Origin of the sequence: Halomonas salipaludis, from assembly GCF_002286975.1 — a bacterium.
Classification (GTDB): domain Bacteria; phylum Pseudomonadota; class Gammaproteobacteria; order Pseudomonadales; family Halomonadaceae; genus Franzmannia; species Franzmannia salipaludis.
Genome location: NZ_NSKB01000001.1, coordinates 736,117 through 756,508, shown reverse-complemented (window position 1 = coordinate 756,508; position 20,392 = coordinate 736,117). Strand labels below are relative to the sequence as shown.

Here is a 20,392-nt window from a genome sequence, read left to right as displayed (position 1 = left end):
ATGTACATTGGCATCGACCTTGGTACCTCCAATAGTGCGGTTTCCTGCTATCACCGCGGCCAAGTGGACGTCGTGACCATGGAAGGTGGCGACAACATCCTTCCTAGCGTTATCTACATGGATGCTCAGGGAAGCAAGCTTTATGGACAACGCGCCTTCGAGCAGATGGTGCTGGCGCCCGAGAACGTGGCATCGGGCTTCAAGCGTCTGATGGGCACGTCTACCGAGTTGACGCTAGGTAATGGGCATACGATGACCCCTGAACAGGCCAGCTCGGATATCGTTCGCCAATTGCTGGGCCAGGTCTTCAAGGCATTTCCCGATGAGCAGGTCGAAGGCTGTATCGTCACCATTCCTGCGGCGTTCAATCAGATGCAGAGTGAGGCAACGCTGCGGGCGACTCGCGACGCCGGGATTCAGGCCGTGGGTCTGTTGCAGGAGCCTATTGCTGCCTCCATGGCGGCGATTGCCGATGGTGAGCTCAATACGGGGCTATTCCTGGTGTATGACCTGGGGGGAGGCACCTTCGATGTCGCGTTGGTCCAGAGTGTCGGTGGAGCCGTCAACGTCCTCGACAACTTGGGGATCAACATGCTGGGGGGGCGGGACTTCGACCGCGAGATCCTCCACAGCCTGGTCGTTCCCTGGCTCAAGCAACACTTCACGCTGCCCGATGATTTTCTCAAGGGAGCGGATTACCAGCGCTTGCTGCGTATCGCCCGACTGGCCACCGAGCGGGCCAAGATTGCGCTATCGAGAAGCGAGAGCGAAACCGTTTTTGTCTCCAGCGATGAGATCGGCACCCGCGACCTTCGCGGTGAGCCTGTCTATCTCGACGTCCCGGTGACGCGGCAACAGCTACGTCAGCTGATCGAGCCACAAGTAGATGAGACCATCGAGCTATGTCGTCGGATACTCGCCAAGAACGGTTACCAGGCGAGTGACGTGGATCGAGTGCTGTTCATCGGTGGGCCCACCAAGACCCCTTGGTTGGCGGAACGGGTGGCCGACCAATTGGGGATCGTTGCCGATATCACCGTCGATCCGATGGTGGCGGTAAGCTACGGTGCCGCGATTTATGCCGAGAGCCGTGAGTGGGGGGACGATGGAACGGCACGCAAGTCGTCGCGGGAGAGTGTGGAGATCGCCGAATATGCCCTGCGCTACGACTTCCCCTCGCGCACCTCGCGAGATACCGCGCGGCTCAAGATTTCATGCGCTGCCACTCAACGCGATGCACTCGAGGTACAGGTAGACTGCACGCAAGGTTGGACCTCCGGTCGGCAGCCGCTGGACGGCAATACAGCGATACGACTCCCGGTTGCCCAGCAGGGAGAGAACCACTTCCGCATCAGCGTCTTCGCCGCCGATGGACGGCCGTTGACCGATGCCAGCAAGCAGATCGTCATTCTCAGGACCCATGCCAGTGCGGCGGGCATACCGGCGACACAGACCATCTCGGCGAAGGTCGTGGAGATGGATGGCAATATTGCCTCGAATACCCTCGAACCGATGGTCGACAAAGGCACCTTACTGCCGGCGGAGGGAACCAAGTCGTTTCGCGCGGCGCGGGACGTAAAATCGGGCAGTAACGACTACATCGCGCTAGAGCTGTACCAGCATGCCGAGAACGTCAACGATCCCGAGCAGAACCTGAGTGTTGGTGCCTTCCGTATCTCCAGCAGCGATCTATTACCCGGTATGGCGATCAACAAGGGTGATGAGATCATCTGCCAATGGCGGATGAATGACAGCGGGATCCTGCGTGTCGTCATCGATGTTCCCGCAGTGGGGCAAACATTCGATACGGGACACCTCTACGCCGACACCGATGGCCATCGCAACTTTGCCGACCATGACGGCGAGGCCTTGCTGACGGGGCTACTCGATGAAGCCAATGCTGAGCTCAAGCAGGCCGATACGGCATTGGGCAAAATGGCGCGAAGCGACATCCGTCACATCGGTGCTGCGATCCAGGAGCAACGGCGTGCCGCCGAACGTGCCAATGATCCCGAGGTACGTCGCGGTATCAGCGAGCGGGTGCGTGCCTTGCGTCAAGACCTTTCGCAGCTGGTCAACTCACCGGAACATCGCGCCACCATGCTGCATGGGCGCCACACCGACCTCGTCAGGGCGTATGACCGCGAGATAGAGGGCGGCAACATGCCAAGGGATAGCGAGCGCTTCAGACGTATGGCAGACAGCGCCTTGGAGGAGCTCAAGCGCGGCGACGAGCAAGCGCTGAATGACGCCGAGCAGATTCTCAACGACATGGATGCGACCGTTTATGACCTGATGACCGAACGCCCGGAGGTGGTGGTCAGCGTCTTCCGCAACCTGTCGGAGAAAGGCGCGACGGCGGTGGACGCAGAACGCCATGCCCGGCTGGTCAAGGAGGGGCAGGAGGCCGTTCAAAAGAACGACATCACAGGACTGAAGGGCATTAACAACCAGATGTTCAACAACCAGGCACAGCATCAGGTCCACGCGGCAACGGCCAGTGAAATCGCCGGCCTGATGCGGGGATAGCGACATGGCAACGTTCCCCTGGTTTCCGCTGATGACGACGCTGGGCAAGGAGCATCGAGTGGCTGGGCTGATGCATGAAGGGCCCGGCTACCAACTTCTCGATCTTCAGCCAGCCGACCACGTAGCCCTGGTGTTATCTCATTCGCATGCCATGGCCAGCACCTGGGAACAGGTGTTGGCGCCAAAGCTCGAGCAGGGAAGCTGCTGGAGCGAGGCATACGGGCCTGATGGCTACTGGGTGTGTCTGTTTCAGAAGCAGCATCAGCCGCTAGCCGTCGAGGACATCCCCCAGCGCGCGGACTTCATGGCGCCTCGTGACCTGATGCGGCTGGCACATGCCCTCAGGTCGATGCCGGAATGCCATTGGGGCAAGGCGCTCTACTGGCCCAAAGAGCAGCTATGTCTACCCACCCAGCGCGAGCCAGAGAGCGCCAGCCAGCGCCGTGACCTGGCGACGGCGCTGCTCACGGGAGGGATCGCCGACGGTAGTCTCTCGCCTCAAGAGATCCTGCGTTTCAATGACTGGCTGAACGTGCAGGACGTGACCAGCATCATGCAAGTGCTCGGCATTGGGCAAACGGTCTCTGAGGGCAGTCGCCAGGTACTGCCATCCGCCCCCTTCAGGCTGCCTGGTCAGGCGAGGCTCGAGGCCTTCTTTAACGAATACATCGTCGATTACTACCGCCGCAAGGATGCTTATGACGCCATGCAGATAAGCCCTCCCAACGGCGTACTGCTCTATGGCCCGCCCGGTTCGGGAAAGACCTATGCGGTTCGTCAGTTGGCCGAGTATCTCGACTGGCCGGTCAGGGAGATCGACCTGGGCAGTGTCGGTAGCACCTACATCCACCAGACCAGCCTGCGCCTCCGGCAGGAGTTCGAGCAGGCCGCCCGTGACGCGCCGAGCCTGATCATCATGGATGAGCTCGATGCCATGGGAGCAAACCGCCAGAACGTGCGTGACGACCATAAGATCGAGGAAATCTCGGAGCTGCTACGCCTCATCGATTCGGCCGGGCAGCGCAATGTCATGGTGTTCGGCATGACCAACCGTCCCGAGGCGCTGGATAGTGCCCTGCGTCGGCGGGGGCGTTTCGACTTCATGCTGGAAGTCGGCTATGCCGGCCAGCAAGCCGTTGCCGAGATGCTCGCCAATGAGCTGGACAAGCGTCCAAGCGCACGCGGTCTAGCGCTGGACGAACTGGCTGCCCGGCTCACCGATCGGCCACTCAGCGATGTCGCCTGGGTCATCAACGAAGCCGGCAGGCTCGCCGTGCGTAGCCAGCGCAGCAGCATCGATCAATGGAGCCTGGAACAAGCCGTCATGGCGTTGACGGCAGGCGATGAGGTACGCCACGCGACGCTGGACCTAGAGAGCCATGGATCGATTCAATGAGCGTTTCTGAACCCAACGACATGACCGACCAGCGGATACCTGAAGGCGTCTGGCAGGGTTTTTTCCAAAGCCGGGGCCGCCTGGGCAGGGTGCGCTATGTGCTCTTCTCGTTGACGCTACTACTTTTCTTGGTACTGTTTGCCGCGCTCTCCAATGTGCTTTGGAGTCGGTACTATCTGGAGTATGGCCAGATGATCACCCTGGCCTCGCTCGTGATTGCGCTGATGGCGCTCGTCATCAACGTGTTTCATGGCGCGCGGCGGCTACATGATTTCGGCGCATCGGGTTGGTGGATGTTGCTCTACCTAGTTGCCCCAGCCTATCCCTTCCTGCTACTCGCCCTGGTGCTGGTGCCAGGATCTTCCGGTGATAACCGCTACGGCCGCGCTTCGAGTGCCAATTCCAAGAAGGTATATGCGATGCTGTCCATCGTCATGGCATTGCTCCTTCTGTTATTGGCTTTGTTGTGATAGGTCTGCGAAGTGGTGGTGCCTTATCAAGGAAGTGCATGTTGTATTTAAAGTTAGTGAAAAAGAATAGAGTGGTAGCGATTGCCCTGACGGTGATCTTGGCCATGGGGATAATGGCATACTCATATCATGGGTATGATGGGGTGGGCGAGCGAATCTATCTGGATGCTCGAGGCAAGGTGGTAGAAAGTGCCAGCGAGGCACACAGTTATATAACTCCCTTAGAGCAGCAGGGCGAAAGATGGGCATATCATCTATATGATTTAGATGGAAGTAAAATGCTCAGAGGATATCTCGATAAGCCTTCTCTGGATGATGGTCATCTGGTTGGAGAAGTCACGAGATACCATGCCAATGGCAATACCATGATGTTGGCGACGGCAGATGAAAGTAGTCGACTACAGGGAATGACCATTACCTATCATGAGAGTGGTGGATTATCACATATTTATTTTTCTCTTGCCGGCGTCATGCATGGATCATTTTCCACTTACCATGAAAACGGTAGTTTGAAAGAGCAAGGGTACTATCTCAACGGCTCCAGACAAGGTGAGAGCCTCACCTATGACGAGGAGGGGCGGTTAATATCCAGGTATCATTATCACAGCGGACAGCTACATGGCGTGGCAGAAAATTACTGTGACAATGAACGTCTTTGTACGGTTACCCACTACCGCCATGGCCTGCGTGATGGTGGCGCGCAAAGATATCGAGGCGATGGTAGCCTGCGCGTTGACGAGTACTATCGTAATGATACGTTGATAGTGCACAAGCGTTTCTCTACCACGGGTGGCTTGGTAGAGTTGAGGTATAATGACGAAAATGGAGAGCAGCTAGTCGGTCTTCGTTATTATAATGACGGAGGCATTCAAGTGCGCACGACGCGCAGGCAGACGCCCCATGGTACTGGTACGTTGAGGGAAAGTCTGGCGAGAAACGATCAGAGTCTGACGCAACGTACCTGGCGAGTTAATAATGAAAATACCGATTGGTCATTGGAGGAAAGGTTTAGCCATAGTGGTAGGGTGGTGCGTAGCAGGAGAGAGAAGCTGGACGGAAGGTTTCACGGGGCCTACGTTGATAACGCCGTGTTGGTTTACAGAAAGGAGGGTCGTGAGGTCGCTACGGTAGGCGATGTTGTGATGAAAGGTATTTACCACCATGGCACCAGGGTAGGGACTTGGATCGAAACGCGTAGGAATGGTCATGTGGTGAGGAAACACTATGATGAGGATGGCGAACTACACGGCAACTATTATGAATATTCGAAAGATGCTGCTCTAATCAGCTTTCTTCAATACCGTCATGGCGTGTTGAACGGCGTGTATATGAGAATTCTTGATGGTGATATGTTCCTGTTTGACAAAGGTCATATGGAAGATGGGAATGCTGTTGGTGCATGGCTATCTTATTCGTCGCGCTATGGCCATAAAATAACGCATCGTCTGCCTGACGGGAATGGGCGCTATGAATATCACTATCGCAATATCCCCGATCTTTATCGCTATACTGAATACCTCGGTGCTGATATGTATTGCAGTATCAGCTACCGAGATGGCGAACAGTATGGCCGTATCCTTTACTTCATGGATCAGCGCGATACGGAGTGCGGAAGCATGGCCGACGATCACTCATCATGATGATCGAAACGCTGCAACGTTTCCCATCGAGACTGACGCCTCTCCCACATTGGCCTTGGCGCTGCCCCAGTGTAGGAGCGAATTCATTCGCGATGCAGCGCGTAGCGCTGCCGGGGTGGAGCAACCCCATCGTGACTAAAGTCACTCCCACATTGGCCTTGGCGCCACCCCGTGTAGGAGCGAATTCATTCGCGATACAGCGCGCAGCGCTGCCGGCGTAGACTAACCCCATCGAGACTGAAGTCTCTCCCACATTTCCCTTGGCGCCACCCCCAGTGTAGGAGCGACTTCAGTCGCGATGCAGCGCGCAGCGCTGCTGGCCGCAGCAGTCAGAGCTGATCCAGCCGCCGCAGCGTCTCTGCCAGCACCTGGCAGCCGTCGGCCGCTTGTTGGCGGGTGATGGACTCTTGCGGGCAGTGGCTGCGGCCGTCGCGGCAGGGGACGAACAGCATGCCCGTGGGCGCGAGCATGGCCATGTAGACGGCGTCGTGGCCGGCGCCGCTGGGCATGGCCATATGCTCGAGGCCCAGCGAGTCGGCGGCGGCGGCAATCTGTGCCTGCACGTCGGGCGAGCACTGGGTGGGTAGGCCTTCGCTTAGCGGGGTGGCGTCGATATCGACGCCGCTGCCGGCGAGCTGGCGCCGGGTGTCTTCAAGCAGGGGTGGGAAGAACCCCTCGAGCAGGGTGGCGTCGTTGCTGCGCACCTCCAGCACCATCTCGACGCGCTCGGGGATGGCGTTGCTGGCGTTGGGCGACACCGTCAGGCGGCCCACGGTGGCGACCAGGTAGGTGTCGCCCTGGGCCTGGCGGTTAGCCTCCTGCTGTATATGCTTGATCAAGCCGCCGGCCTCGGCCAGGGCGTCGCGGCGCAGATCCATCGGCGTGGTGCCGGCATGGTCGGCCTGGCCGGTGACCACGATATCGTAGCGGTGAATGCCGACGATATCGCTGACCACGCCGATCGGCAGCTGGCGGGATTCCAGCACCCGGCCCTGCTCGATATGCAGCTCGACGAAGGCCGTGAGGGCGCCAGGCTGGCGTAGCGGCTCGCCCAGCGCCTCGGGCACGCCGCCCATGCGGCGGATGGCATCGAACAACCGCTCGCCGCCGGGCTCCTGGAAGTCGAGCATCGCCGGGCTGAGCTTGCCGACCATGCCACGGCTGCCAATACAGGAGACGCCGTACTCGCTGGGCTCCTCGGAGAGAAAGTCGATCACCTCGATGCTGTGCCGCAGGTGTACTCCCGCCTCCTGCAGGCTGCGCACCGCCTCGAGGCCGGCCAGCACGCCGAGAATACCGTCGTAGCGGCCACCGCTAGGCACCGTATCGATATGGCTGCCGGTGGCCAGCGGCGCCAGCGACGGCTCGCTGCCGGGCAGGGTGCCGATCAGGTTGCCGGCCTCGTCGAGGCGAGTCGTCATCCCGGCTTCGTGCATGCGCTCACGCAGCCAGGCGCGGCCTTGCAGATAGCGCTCGGTAAAGGCGCGGCGTGTCCAGGGCACCTGCGGGTCGGTTATCTGCGCCAGCTCGTCGAGATGGCGCCAGAGCCGCTCGGCATCGATCGTCAACGGATTTGTCATGTCAGCGCCTCATCCAGGCATCGAGCTCGTCGAAGAACGCCAGGCACTGGCCGAGCTGGTCGATCTCGATGAACTCATCGGGCTTGTGGGCCTGGCGAATCGAGCCCGGGCCGATGATGATCGAGGGGATGCCGCCATCGATTTCGAACACGCCGCCCTCGGAGCCGTAGGAGACCTTGCCGCCGCGCGGCGGCAGGATCGGCTCGAGTTGCTTGAACATCTCGCTATGGGTGGCGTCGCCCATGGCGGGGTAGGAGAAGATCTCCTGCCATTCGATGCCGGCAGCGGGGGCGAGGGCGCGCATCTCGGGCAGCAGGGCGGCCTCGACCTCATGGATGAGCGCTTGCATGTCGCCGCTTGCGGCCTCCTGGTCGATGCTGCGCAGCTCGAAGATGAAGTGGCAGGAATCGGGGGTAACGTTGGTGGCCACGCCGCCCTCGACGATGGTGGCCAGGGCAGTGGCATGGGGCACACTGAAGTCATGGTCGAAAGGGCCTTCTCGCTCATATCGTCGCGATCGCTCGCCGATCATGGCGATGATGCGCGCGGCATACTCCACGGCGTTGACGTGCTGCGGGGCAAAGGAGGAGTGGCCGCCTTCGCCGTGCACCGTGACCTGCATGGCGATCTTGCCCTTCTGGCCGTTGATCAGCTGCATCTCGCTGGGCTCGCCGATGATGGCCAGCGCCGGGGGAACCTCGAGTTCGGCCAGGTGCCGGGCAATCGCCGGGGCGCCCAGGCAGCCCACCTCCTCGTCGTGCGAGAAACAGAAGTAGAGAGGGCGCTTCAGCTCAGCCTCTGCAAAGGCCGGCGCTGCCGCCATCACACAGGCCGCGAAGCCCTTCATATCGCAGGTGCCGCGGCCGTAGAGGCGGCTGCCGCGCTGCTCCATGCAGAACGGATCACTCTGCCAACTCTTGGGGTTGGCCGGCACCACATCGGTATGCCCCGAAAGCACGATACCCGGCACGTCGGCGGGGCCCAGCCGCGCCACCAGGTTGGCCTTCTCGCCGCTGGCATCCGGCAGTACCGTGACCTCGGCCCCCAGTTCGGCGAAGAACGTCCGCAGATGCGCGATGATCGCCAGGTTGGAGTAGGCGCTGGTGGTATCGAAGCCGATCAGGTCTGCGAGGTGCGAAATGGCGGCATCGAGTCGCGGATGGGGCTGGGCACTGGCATGCATGGTGTCGAGTCCTTGGCAAAGAGTGGGGAGATCAGGCCTTGGCTTTCTTGAGCTGCTGGCGAATCGTGATCACGATCACGAACACGGCCAGCGAGGCGAATAGCCAGGTGATGGGCGATGACACCAGAATGCTCGGGTCACCGCGGGAGATGGCGAGGGCGCGGCGCAGGTTCTCCTCCAGCATCGGCCCCAGGATGAAGGCGATCAGGAAGGGCGCCGCGGGTATCGCGAACAGGAACATGAAGAAACCGAATACGCCCATGGCCAACAGCACGATCACGTCGTACATGCTGTTGGAGATCGAGAAGATGCCGAACAGGCACAGGATCAGCACGATGGGCGCCATCAGCCCCGGCGGAATGCGCGAGATATGCGAGAAGAAGCGCATGGTCGCCTTGCCGGCGCCGAACAGCAGGATCGACGAGAACAGCATACCGATGAACAGCATGTAGACTTCGTGAAGGTTGTTCTCGAACAGCATCGGGCCCGGCGTCATGCCGTGGATCATGAAGGCGCCGAGCATCACCCCGGTGATCACGTCGCCGGGCACGCCCAGCGCCAGCAGCGGGATCATCGTCGAGCCGCAGCAGCCGTTGTTGGCCGACTCCGAGGCGGCGATGCCCTCGACCTCGCCCTTGCCGAAATTCTCGCGATGCTTCGAACTACGCTGGGCCTCGCCGTAGGACGAAAACGCCGCCGCCGAGGGGCCGATACCCGGAATCGCCCCCATCACCACGCCGATCATGCTGCCCTTGAGCATCGACTTGAGCGAGCGGCGCAGCTCGGCGCGGGTCACCTTGTTGTCGCCCAGCTGCATCGGCTTTTGTGCCTCGGTATTGCGGAACACCACGATCTTGAGCAGCTCGGGGATGGCGAATAGGCCAATCAGCACCGGCGCCACCGCCAGGCCGCCCTGCATGTCGACGGTAAGATCGAAGCGGAACGAGCCGTACATGTCCTCACCGACGGTGGCCAGCAGCAGCCCCAGGCACGCCGAGACCAGCCCCAGCAGCAGCGAGCGCCCCGAGACCCCGGCCACAGTGGTCAGCGCGAACACCATCAACATGAAGTACTCCGGCGGGCCGATGCGCAGCGCCAGCAGGGCCAGTGGCGCGGCGATGAAGATCAACGAGATATTGGAGATGAAGTCGCCGGTACATGACGAGTAGAGCGCCATATTCAGCGCCTTGCCGGCCTTGCCCTGGCGCGCCAGCGGGTAACCATCCAGGGTGGTGCAGGCCGCCGAGGCGGTGCCCGGCGTCTTGATCAGGATCGCCGAGACCGAGCCGCCATAGGTCGAGCCCTTGTAGAGCGCGACAAGCAGCAAAATGCTGGGGATCGGCTGCATATAGAAGGTGAACGGCAGCGCCAGGGTCACCGCCATGGTGCCGGTCATGCCAGGGATGGCGCCGATGATCACGCCGCCCCAGATGCCCGCGGCCATGATCAGGAAATTCTCGAACGTTGCGACCGCCTGAAAGGCAATCAACAGGTCATTGAGCATGGTGTCGATCCTGTAATACGCGGTGCGTTATACGCCCAGAGCCCTTAACAGGCTGCCGGTGGGAAAGCGCGTATTGAGCGCGCTGGAAAAGAACAGGTAGAGGAGTAGCGGCAGGGCAACGGCAACGATCAGCGCGACCCACCTGTTACGCCAATAACCGGTGAGCACCAGCATGGCGACCAGCAGCAGGATGCTGGCCAGCAGGAAGCCGAGCAGCGAGACCGCGGCGACGAACAGCGCGAACGCCAGTACCGACCAGCCGAAACGTAGCAGCAGGGTGGGCAGCGGCGTGTCGCCGCGGATCGAGCCGGCGTCCTCCGGGTCGGCGATGGCCTGGGTCTTCTTCGACAACGACAGCCCCAGCAGCAACAGCCCCAGTACCATGCCGATGATCGAGACCGTCCGCGGCCACATGTCGGGCGGCGGAGCGAACCCCGGAATGAAGCTGGGGCGGGGCACATAGATAGGGATCAATACCCACAGCACGAACCCGAACAGCGCCGTTATGATCACGCCGCGTGCAATACCCATATGCCCCTCCCGATGCCTGTCATGGTTCAGTTAGCCGGCGGACGCCAGAGCGTCGCCGAGTTACTCCAGGTAGCCGAACTCTTCCGCGAGGCCGCGATAGAACTCGTACTGCTCCTGGGCATAGGTCGCCATATCGACGCTGCCGATGGTCGAGATCGAACCACGGTCGTCGGCGCGGCTCAGCCAGCTATCGCTCTCGGCGACCTGCTCGAGCACCTCGTCCCAGGTGTTGACCACCTCTTCCGGCAGATCGGGCGGGCCGTACAGCGCGCTCCAACCGACAACCTGGCCGGCCAGTTCGTACTCCAGCTCCTCGGCGGTCGGCACGTCCGGCAGGCTATCCATGCGTTGCGGTGAATAGACCATCAGCGGGCGCATGTCGCCGCTCTCGATATGCGGCATCAGTGAGCCGGCGGCAATCGCCAGGAAGTCCACATGGCCGCCGAGCAGCGCCGTAGCCAGCGCACCGCCGCCACGGAACGGCACCAGCGTCGCCGCGGAGAGCGGATCCATGCCGGCGTCGGAGAGCAGCGTCTGCACGGTGAAGCCATCGATGGCGGTAGCGCCGGAGGCCGCATAACTCATGGCGCCGGGATTGCTCTCGATGCCTTCCAGCAGCTCCTCGACGCTCTCATAGGGCGAGTCGTCGGCCACTGCCAGGATCATCGGCGTAGCTTCGAGGGCGCTGAGGAAGGTGTATTCGTCCCAGTCGACGCTGCTGTTGGCGTTGACGGCGGGGGATAGCGCCATGCCGACGCGGGCCAGCAGTAGGGTGTAGCCATCGGGGTCGGAGCGCGATACGTCCCGCGCGCCGGTCATGCCGCCAGCGCCGGACTGGTTGACCACTGTGATGGGCTCGCCGAGGAATTCGCGGGCCGACTCGGCCAGCGCACGGCCGGCGAGGTCGGACGCACCGCCCGGGCCGTAGGGCACCACCAGGGTGACCGACTCCGACGGGTAGCTCTGGGCATTGGCGGCGCAGCTCACCAGCAGGGTGGCTGCAGCCAGGCTCAAGGCACGTTTCATGTTCGTCTCCTTCATGTTGTTGTGGCAGACGCTCACCTGGGGAGCGAGCTATCGAGCCGTTTCAGCATAGGCGGGTATGAAATACATTGCAAAAAAATGCCTTGCTATGCATATTGATTCTACTGGTGGCGCAATACTGCATGCCGCTTCCCTGTCATAAAGCGCCAGGAGAGCTTATGAAACTCAAGGAGATCGAAGCCTTCGATGCCTTCATGAAACACGGCACCACCAAGGCCGCGGCCGAGGCGCTGGCGATCAGCCAGTCGATGGTCAGCCGCCTGTTGAGCGGCCTGGAGGAGGAGTTGGGCTTTGCGCTGTTCAAGCGCAGCAGGAACCAGCTGGCGCCCACCGAAGAGGCGTTTCTCTACCACGCCTCGGTGCTGCGGCTGATGGCCAGCATCCGCGATACCCAGAAAGATGCCGAAGCGATCTCCAACAACCAACTGGGCAGCGTGGTGGTCGCAGCCCAGCCGATCTTCTGCGACACCTTCCTGCTCGACGTGATCAAACGCTTCAAGGAGCGCCACCCCAAGGTTGGGGTGCGGGTGGTCGATGCCGGGCTGCAGGAACTGCTCAAGATGATCGACAACAACACCTGCGACGTGGCGCTTGGCATCACTCTCGAGGCCGATACCTACGGCGCCAGCGTCACCAGTCTGGCGCGCTGCAGCGCACGCTGCATCATGCATCGCAGCCACGAGCTGGCGGGCGACCCGGTGGTGCCCATCGTCAACTTGCAAAACCAGACCTTCGTCGAGCTGATGGCCGACAGCCCGCTGCGCGCCAGGGTCGACTACATCATGCAAGCCATCGACATCAAACGGCATATCGCCGCTGAGCTCAGACACATGCGAGGGGTCTGCGCGCTGGTCGACCGTAACGTGGGTATTGCCGTCGTCGACCCCATCGCCGAACTGCTGCTGCACGGCACATCGGTCGTATCCAAGCCGCTCGATCCCGCCATCGAGTGGGAGATTGCGCTGCTCAAGTCCAAGAGCCGCCCGCTAAGCAAGGTCGCCGACGCCTTCTGCGACGAGATTCATGAAGAGATCGACACCCTCAAGGAAATGGGCATCCTCAAGCCACTGCATCGCGGCTGAAGCCGCTCCCACATTTGCCTTGGCCCCGCCCCCGTGTAGGAGCGACTTCAGTCGCGATGCAGCGCGCAGCGCTGCCAGGCAGGCTAACCCATCGCGGCTGAAGCCGCTCCCACATTTGCCTTGGCCCCCGCCCCCGTGTAGGAGCGACTTCAGTCGCGATACAGCGCGCAGCGCTGCCAGGCAGGCAAGTTCATCGCGGGTAAAGCCGCTCCTACATTAACCTCGGCGCCTCTCCCAGTGTAGGAGCGACTTCAGTCGCGATGCAGCGCGCAGCGCTGCTGGGGTAGGGCAACCCCATCGCGGGTAAAGCCGCTCCTACATTTGCCTTGGCCCCCGCCCCCGTGTAGGAGCGACTTCAGTCGCGATTGCAGCGCGCAGCGCTGCTGGGGTAGGGCAACCCCATCGCGGCTGAAGCCGCTCCCACATTTGCCTTGGCCCCCGCCCCCGTGTAGGAGCGACTTCAGTCGCGATGCAGCGCGCCGCGCTGCCAGGCAGGCTAACCCATCGCGGCTAGCGACGGCTTAAAACCGACTATGCTAATAAAAAAGAAGTAGGGATGTTTCAACATGGGCTCTACAACTCAGCCCCATAGCCAAGCGCTGCGTCGCGGACGTGTCTCGCTGCAGCACCATGTCTATCTCATAACCACGTGTACGCAACAACGACTGCCGCTATTGAGCTCCTGGCCGCCGGCAAGGTGTGTGGTGAAGGAAATGCAGGCACTGGAGCAGGATGGCTGGGTCTCTTCGCTCTCTTATGTGGTCATGCCAGATCATCTGCACTGGCTTTTCGTACTTGAATACACGGAGCTGGGTGCTGTGGTGCGGCGCTTGAAAGGGCGCTCGGCACGAGCCATCAACGGTTATCTCAATCGACGTGGCCCAGTATGGCAGCCTGGCTACCATGATCGAGCGTTACGTGGTGAGGAAGACCTACGCAGCATTGCACGCTATATCGTGGCCAATCCATTAAGAGCAGGGCTGGTGGATAATATCGGGCAATATCCGCTATGGGATGCCAAGTGGCTATAACCCCATCGCGGCTGAAGCCGCTCCTACATTGGCCTTGGCGCCACTCCCATGTGGGAGCGAATTCATTCGCGATGCAGTGCGCAGCGCTGCCGGTTAACGCCTCAGCGCTGGGCCTCGGCGCGCAGTGCGGCGATGACCTCGCGCGGTAGGCCGGAAATCTCGGCAATCATCTGATCGTCCATCTCGGTGCGGGAGATCAAATTGCGGGCCGTCTCCTGCCTACCTTCCTGGCGGCCTTCCTGCCGACCTTCCTGCCGTCCTTCTTGACGGCCTTCTTGGCGCTCTCTTTTCGCCCAGCTCTCCAACTTCTCTGCCAGCATATCTTTGTCCTCTACCAGACTGTTGAGCCGATTCAGGTTGACGCCCGCCCCAAGCCACTGCAGATGGCGCTTGAGCCAGCGGGTGATGATGGCATCGGTACGCTCCTTGTGGGGATCGTTCTGAATGATCGCCACGATGCGGTCAACGGCCTGCTGCAGCGCGTGGCGGTCGGCCGTGGCGTTCTCGATGCCGAACACACCGCTGAGTGGCGTGTGGCGCTCCAACAGCTCCTCATCAGTATAGCGCCCCTCGTCGATCAGGTAGCCGGTATCGTGGTGGTTGCTGGCCATGGGGCACCATCTGTAATTTACTGACTATATATACAGTATATGTGCGTTGCAGCAGAATACCACTCCAGCAACCCCATCGAGACTGAAGCCTCTCCTACATTGGCCTTGGCGCCACCCCGTGTAGGAGCGACTTCAGTCGCGATTGCAGCGCGCAGCGCTGCCGGGTAGGCAAGCTCATCGCGGCTAAAGCCGCTCCTACATAGGCCTCGGCGAGATACCTCCTGTAGGAGCGAATTCATTCGCGATTGCAGCGCGCAGCGCTGCCGGTTGGGTTACCAGCGATAGGCCGCCGCCAGGCGCGCACCGTGTTCGGTTTCGCGGCCGGAGAAGGAGCCTTCGTACTGGCCGCTGATGGCTACGCTGCTGTGGCCCTGCAGTTCGCGCTCCCAGCTCAGGCCGGTGGTCACATCGGCGCTGTGTACGCTGCGGTTATCCGGGGTGATCACGAAGCTGCCGCCGCCGGTGTCGGCGCTGAGCGAGGCCTGGGTGGCGCCCCCAGACTGGTCGCGCATGCCCCAGGCCAGGCCGCCGGTAAGGTGAATCACGCTGGCTTCACGGCGGCGCATCACATGGCCGGCATCCACCCCCAGGCTGGTGCGCCACACGTTCTGTCGCTGCGAGCCGTATTCCATGCTCAGCGACGAGTCGCCGTGTTCGGTGTAGGCGGTCTGATGCAGCCAGCTGTGCATCAGCCGCGCATTGGGCACTAGTTCCCAGTCGTTATCGAGATCGATCACATAGCTGGCGCCCAGCGCCAGGGTCATGTCCTCGCTGCGGTTGCTGCCTTCCACCACCTCGGTGGTCGTGCCGGCAATCTCACGGCGGTGCTCGTTGTCGCCGAAGCCGGCCATCAGGGTGGCATCCAGGATCACCGCATCGCGCCGCCAGGCGGTGTAAGCACCCACGCTGACGCTGTCGATCTCGGTGCGCGCATTGGCAGCATCGTCGCCCTGTACGCGACCCTGGCCCACGCCCATGAACAGCCCGGCGAGCCAGGCCTCGTTCAGCCAGCGATCCATGCCCAGCAGCGCGCCGTAAGTGCGGAAGTCGTAGCCGTCGCCGCTGCCCTTGCTCACATAGCCTTCAGCCCAGCTGCTGAACTGGCCGGGCGTGCTCGCCCCTTGGTGTGAGAGCTGTGACGCCATGCCCAGCAGGCCATCCACGGACTCGTGGTCGCCGTAGCGCAGGATGCTGGCATCCACGCCATGCCCACCCATGGCCTGCCAGCCTTCCAGTTGCTGCTGAGCGGTGTTGCCGGCCAGGGTGCTAGTGAGATTGAGGTTAGACCCCATCTGGCCACCCATGCCGGTGCTGGCAAAACGCTTGCCCAGGGTGTTGAGCATGCTGCGGCTGGCGCTGACATTGGCATCTCGTGTCCCGCTGCGCGACACATTGGAGCTCATGCTTTGCACGAAACGCGCGCGCTGGGTATCGTCCAAGTCGGCTAATGCCGCCAGCGCTTGCAGCAGGGGGCCATCCGGATCGCGCTGCATTAACTGGTTCACCACTCGGTCCAGGTATGCGCCACCGGGTTGGCTCGGGCTATTGGTAACCGGAGTTTCGAACAACGACAAGGCAGCAACTTCTTCGATAATTTCCTCGACGATCTCTTCGGGGAGCGCCTCCTCTAGTAAGACACCACCCGGGCCAAGCACGAAGAACGACAGCGGGAAGTCGACCAAGTCGTTATCGGACGGGGTGTAGGAGAGGATGACCACCGTGTACTGCTGGCCGCGGTCGAGGCTTTCCTGAACGGCCGGACAGCGGACCGTAGAGGTATTACCAGGCCGATTGCAGTCGTTGCTGGGTGGCAGGGTGCTGTCGTCATTGAATGCCAGCAGGTTCTCGCCCGGGGACTCGGGATCAAAGCTGCCCAGGTAGACGATCATCGCACTATCGAAGGGGGCAAAGGTCTGGCCGAAGATATACTCGCCAGCGGTATCGGGCGTGAAGCCTTGTGAGGCATAACGATAGATCGTCGAGCCAACACTGAAGCCTCCGTCATTGAATTGTCTATCTGTCAAAAAAGTTTGCTCGAAGCCCACCTCGCCGATCTCGGCGTTGTCTGCTGTCAAGGTAAATTCGGTCAGCACATCGGCATGAGCGGTGAGGGCGCTGGCGGCACAGGCGGCGGCGAGCAGGGTGCGGCGGAAAGTACCAATGGATGGCTGCATGAGCTTCTCTGAGTATACGGTGTTGTTATATCGCTGTGTGTGAAGTATCGGCTGAGGAATGGCTGACTTTAGCCACCTGCATGCCTGGCATGCGCTGCCTTTCTTGTACGCAAGGAGCATACCTTGGTGAATGTATAAGTGACTGATAGACTTGGCTTTGCCTCCACTCATGCAGCCTGTATCCTTGCGGGCACAACTAAAGTTAGACGTTCAACAAAATGCTACGGGGGGCGGCTGGAGCAGATTTGCGCCACTCCTTAGAATAGTGGCGTCTCGCATCGCGCAGCACAGCCTATGCGATGGGATGGCCACCAACATTGATAGGCCAGCGGCAACGGAAGGCGCATAGTGAGTCATGGACCTCATGACGAGGGCATGGATCAGTAGGGCAGACCTCTCCCAGGGACGGGAGGCAAGCCTGCTATGGCGTCTTTTCGCTCTGCCGGCACACTGCCGACCAAAGGGCCCGGGAAAGCGTCCGTTCACAATCCCCGGGCGGTAGCGTGCCCGAGCGGTAGAGCCCACTTGCCTCAGTGTGGGAGCGAATTCATTCGCGATTGCAGCGCGCAGCACTGCCGAAATAGCGCCATCATGAGTGCAACGAGGCCACCATGCCCGACGATATCCGCTGGCAACAACGCTTTACTAATTTTGTGAGTGCTTTCACACAGCTTGAGAGCGCCATTGACGAGTACGGCGACACCACGCTGGACATCATCAAGGAAGGCATCATCCAGCGCTTCGAGTTCACTCACGAGCTCGCCTGGAAGGTCATGAAGGACTACCTGGAATATGAGGGTATTCAGAACATTACCGGCTCGCGCAGCGCGGCACGCAAGGCGTTCAACGTGGGATTGGTAGAGAACGGGCAAGCCTGGATGGACATGATTGAAACCCGGAACCATACGGTGCACGCCTACCGGCAGAGCATCCTGGAGGCCGAGTTCAGAAAGATCGTGGACCGGTACTATCCGGCGTTACGGCAGTTCAAGCAGAGCATGGAAGAGCGGCTGTGACATTCGGCCTGCCGCAAGAGGCGCTCAGCGATATCCGCCAAGTGCTGGCCTCGACGCCCGGCGTCGAAAAGGTGCTGATCTATGGCTCGCGAGCCAAGGGCACTAGTCGTGCGGGGTCGGATATCGACTTGGTGCTTTTCGGCAAGATCACCGATGTCGATCTGTCTCGGCTGCTTGATAGATTGGACCAACTCAATACGCCCTATCTCTTCGATATCATCAGGTACGACGAGATCGACAGCGATGCACTGCTTGACCACATCAGCCGTGTCGGGCAGCGCTTTGATGTTGACATGGCAAACACATCGCGCAGCGCTGCTGGGCCAACCCAACCCCATCGTGACTGAAGTCACTCCCACATTGGCCTTGGCGCCACCCCAGTGTGGGAGCGAATTCATTCGCGATTGCAGCGCGCAGCGCTGCTGGGCCAACCCAGCCCCATCGTGACTGAAGTCACTCCCACATTGGCATTGGCGCCGCCCTTAGTGTGGGAGCGGCTTCAGCCGCGATGCAGCGCGCAGCGCTGCCGGGGTAGAGCAACCCCATCGTGACTGAAGTCACTCCTACATGAACCAAGAGGCAATACCCCCCGTGTAGGAGCGAATTCATTCGCGATGCAGCGCGCAGCGCTACCGGGGTAGAGCAACCCCATCGTGACTGAAGTCACTCCTACATTAACCAAGAGGCAATACCTCCCGTGTAGGAGCGAATTCATTCGCGATTGCAGCGCGCAGCGCTGCCCAACGTGCTACACCACCTGCCTACCTCAGGACATGACAGACCGCATGGCGACTCACTGAATGGAAATTTCTGCAGTCATCACCCTCGCCACGGTAGTGGCGGTGCTCGGTACCTTGGCCTTAACGCGCATCGCCCCGGATATCATCCTGATGGGTGCCATGGGCTTTCTCATCGTCAGCGGCATTCTCAGCCCCGGCGAGGCCTTGGTGGGGTTCTCCAACCCCGGGGTGATGACCATCGCGGTGCTCTATGTGCTGGCCGCCGGCCTCAAGGAGACCGGCGCTATTCAATGGATCGCCCACAAGCTGCTAGGCCAGCCCGCACGCTTGCGCCAGGCCCAACTGCGGGTATTGCTGCCGACCGCCGGTCTCAGTGCCTTCATGAACAACACCACCGTGGTGGCGATGTTCATCCCCGCCATCCAGGAGTGGGCCGCACGCCTCAAGCTGCCGCCTTCCAAGCTGCTGCTGCCGCTCAGCTATGCCGCCATCATCGGCGGCACCTGCACGCTGATCGGCACCAGCACCAACCTGGTGGTGGATGGCCTGCTGCAGAGCCAGAAGGGCATTGGCCTCTCGATGTTCTCGCTGGCCTGGGTTGGCGTGCCGCTGGTACTGGTGGGTGGCACCTTTCTCTACCTGTTCGCCGACCGCCTGCTACCCGACCGCCAAGGGGCGCTGGAACAGCTGGAGCAGGCGCGTGAATACGCGGTGGAAGTGATCGTCGCCGAGAAAGGGCCGCTGGTGGGCAAGACCATCGCCGATGCCGGCCTGCGCAGCCTGACCCACGGCTACCTGGCCGATATCGAACGCCACGGCCGGCTGCTCACCGCGGTACCGCCGGAGACCGAACTGATGGCCGGCGATATCCTGATCTTCATCGGCGCGCCGGAGTGCGCCCGCGAGCTGCGCCGAGTCAACGGCCTGCAGCCCGCCAGTGGCGACGTGCACAAGCTCGACATCGCCCACCACAAGCGCTGCCTGGTAGAGGCGGTGATCGGCCCCGACTTCGGCGGCCTCAACCAGACCGTCAAGGCCTCGCGATTTCGCTCGCGCTACCAGGCGGTGATCATCTCTATCTCACGCCACGGCAAGCGCATCCCCGGCAAGCTCGGCGCGATTACGCTACAGGTGGGCGACACCCTGCTGCTCGAGACCACCCAGGACTTCGTCGACCAGTACCGCTACCGCAAGGATTTCCTGCTGGTCAGCGCGCTCAACGACTCCACTCCGCCAGACTTTCGCAAGGCACCGCTGGCGCTGGGGATTCTCGCCGGCATGGTGATTACCAGCGCCACTGGGCTGCTCAGCATCCTCGAGGCCGCACTGCTGGCCGGCGGCGCCATGCTCGCCACGCGCTGCATCACCGCCAGCAAGGCACGCCGCTACGTCGATCTCTCGGTGCTGGTGGTCATCGCTGCCTCCTTTGCCCTGGGCGCCGCCATGACCACCACCGGCGCCGCCGCCCAGGTCGCCCAGTGGCTGCTGTTGATCGACGACCTGGCGCCCTGGGCCGCGCTGGCGCTGGTTTACGTGATGACGGTGATCTTCACCGAGTTGATCACCAACAACGCCGCCGCGGTATTGATGTTCCCCATCGCCGTGGCGGTGGCCGAGCAGCTTGGCGTCAGCTTCATGCCGTTCGTCATCGCCATCATGTTCGCCGCCTCGGCCAGCTTCATGACCCCGCTGGGCTACCAGACCAACCTGATGGTGCTGGGCCCCGGCGGCTACCGCTTTACCGACTACCTGCGCCTCGGCGCGCCGCTCAGCCTTATCGTCGGCGCCACCGCCGTGGGGCTGATCCCCCTGGTGTGGGGGTTCTAGCCACGAGCTGCCCGCAACGAGCCCGACGCCCGAA

The 20,392-nt window shown here is 61.4% G+C and carries 16 protein-coding genes; 9 read left to right on the top strand and 7 right to left on the bottom strand.

Annotation, left to right across the window (positions count from 1 at the left end):
* Genes CK498_RS03700 through CK498_RS03685 form a run of 4 tightly spaced genes read left to right on the top strand, consistent with a single transcriptional unit; the run spans window position 1 to window position 6,035 of the window.
* Window positions 1-2,529 (top strand): Hsp70 family protein, encoded by a 2,529-nt coding sequence (locus CK498_RS03700; RefSeq protein ID WP_095619487.1) that lies wholly within the window; start codon window positions 1-3, stop codon window positions 2,527-2,529.
* A gap of 4 nt (window positions 2,530-2,533) precedes the next feature.
* Window positions 2,534-3,925 carry an AAA family ATPase gene (locus tag CK498_RS03695; RefSeq protein ID WP_095619486.1) on the top strand — a complete coding sequence of 464 codons (1,392 nt, stop codon included), beginning with the start codon at window positions 2,534-2,536 and terminating at the stop codon, window positions 3,923-3,925.
* Window positions 3,922-4,395 carry a DUF805 domain-containing protein gene (locus CK498_RS03690; protein ID WP_095619485.1) on the top strand — a complete coding sequence of 158 codons (474 nt, stop codon included), beginning with the start codon at window positions 3,922-3,924 and terminating at the stop codon, window positions 4,393-4,395. Before CK498_RS03695 ends, CK498_RS03690 begins: the two co-directional genes overlap by 4 nt.
* A 38-nt stretch (window positions 4,396-4,433) precedes the next feature.
* Window positions 4,434-6,035, top strand: coding sequence for a toxin-antitoxin system YwqK family antitoxin (locus CK498_RS03685; RefSeq protein ID WP_095619484.1), 1,602 nt, complete (start codon window positions 4,434-4,436; stop codon window positions 6,033-6,035).
* A 329-nt stretch (window positions 6,036-6,364) separates the two neighbouring features.
* On the opposite strand, the gene CK498_RS03680 is transcribed toward CK498_RS03685, so the two are convergent.
* Genes CK498_RS03680 through CK498_RS03660 form a run of 5 tightly spaced genes read right to left on the bottom strand, consistent with a single transcriptional unit; the run spans window position 6,365 to window position 11,859 of the window.
* Window positions 6,365-7,615, bottom strand: a complete 1,251-nt coding sequence (locus tag CK498_RS03680; RefSeq protein WP_095619483.1) for a Zn-dependent hydrolase — start codon at window positions 7,613-7,615, stop codon at window positions 6,365-6,367.
* Between the two features lies 1 nt (window position 7,616).
* Window positions 7,617-8,798, bottom strand: coding sequence for an acetylornithine deacetylase (gene argE / locus CK498_RS03675; protein ID WP_095619482.1), 1,182 nt, complete (start codon window positions 8,796-8,798; stop codon window positions 7,617-7,619).
* Between the two features lie 31 nt (window positions 8,799-8,829).
* Window positions 8,830-10,302 (bottom strand): tripartite tricarboxylate transporter permease, encoded by a 1,473-nt coding sequence (locus tag CK498_RS03670; protein ID WP_095619481.1) that lies wholly within the window; start codon window positions 10,300-10,302, stop codon window positions 8,830-8,832.
* A gap of 27 nt (window positions 10,303-10,329) precedes the next feature.
* Window positions 10,330-10,833, bottom strand: coding sequence for a tripartite tricarboxylate transporter TctB family protein (locus CK498_RS03665; RefSeq protein WP_176475698.1), 504 nt, complete (start codon window positions 10,831-10,833; stop codon window positions 10,330-10,332).
* A gap of 60 nt (window positions 10,834-10,893) precedes the next feature.
* Window positions 10,894-11,859 (bottom strand): Bug family tripartite tricarboxylate transporter substrate binding protein, encoded by a 966-nt coding sequence (locus CK498_RS03660; protein WP_095619480.1) that lies wholly within the window; start codon window positions 11,857-11,859, stop codon window positions 10,894-10,896.
* A gap of 176 nt (window positions 11,860-12,035) precedes the next feature.
* Between CK498_RS03660 and CK498_RS03655 the strand changes: the two genes are divergently transcribed.
* Together CK498_RS03655 and CK498_RS03650 are read left to right on the top strand one after the other, a co-directional pair.
* The gene (locus CK498_RS03655) at window positions 12,036-12,959 is read left to right on the top strand and encodes a LysR family transcriptional regulator (protein WP_095619479.1); all 924 of its coding nucleotides are present in this window, start codon (window positions 12,036-12,038) and stop codon (window positions 12,957-12,959) included.
* Between the two features lie 566 nt (window positions 12,960-13,525).
* A complete protein-coding gene (locus tag CK498_RS03650; protein WP_095619478.1) occupies window positions 13,526-13,990 on the top strand; it encodes an REP-associated tyrosine transposase in 465 nt (154 codons plus the stop codon).
* Between the two features lie 101 nt (window positions 13,991-14,091).
* Here CK498_RS03650 and CK498_RS26485 read toward each other — a convergent pair whose 3' ends face one another.
* Both CK498_RS26485 and CK498_RS03640 read right to left on the bottom strand, forming a co-directional pair.
* Entirely contained in the window at window positions 14,092-14,601 is a 510-nt protein-coding gene (locus CK498_RS26485) for an RpnC/YadD family protein (protein ID WP_229358956.1), read from the bottom strand.
* Between the two features lie 272 nt (window positions 14,602-14,873).
* The gene (locus CK498_RS03640) at window positions 14,874-16,775 is read right to left on the bottom strand and encodes an autotransporter outer membrane beta-barrel domain-containing protein (RefSeq protein ID WP_176475697.1); all 1,902 of its coding nucleotides are present in this window, start codon (window positions 16,773-16,775) and stop codon (window positions 14,874-14,876) included.
* Between the two features lie 611 nt (window positions 16,776-17,386).
* Here CK498_RS03640 and CK498_RS03635 point away from each other — a divergent pair.
* The 3 genes from CK498_RS03635 (at window position 17,387) to CK498_RS03625 (ending at window position 20,358) form a co-directional block, all read left to right on the top strand.
* Window positions 17,387-17,791 (top strand): nucleotidyltransferase substrate binding protein, encoded by a 405-nt coding sequence (locus CK498_RS03635; RefSeq protein ID WP_095619476.1) that lies wholly within the window; start codon window positions 17,387-17,389, stop codon window positions 17,789-17,791.
* Complete coding sequence (locus tag CK498_RS03630) at window positions 17,788-18,138, top strand: nucleotidyltransferase family protein (RefSeq protein WP_095619475.1); 351 nt, start codon at window positions 17,788-17,790, stop codon at window positions 18,136-18,138. Before CK498_RS03635 ends, CK498_RS03630 begins: the two co-directional genes overlap by 4 nt.
* A gap of 453 nt (window positions 18,139-18,591) precedes the next feature.
* Window positions 18,592-20,358, top strand: coding sequence for an SLC13 family permease (locus CK498_RS03625; RefSeq protein ID WP_095619474.1), 1,767 nt, complete (start codon window positions 18,592-18,594; stop codon window positions 20,356-20,358).
* Window positions 20,359-20,392: the final 34 nt, after the last annotated feature.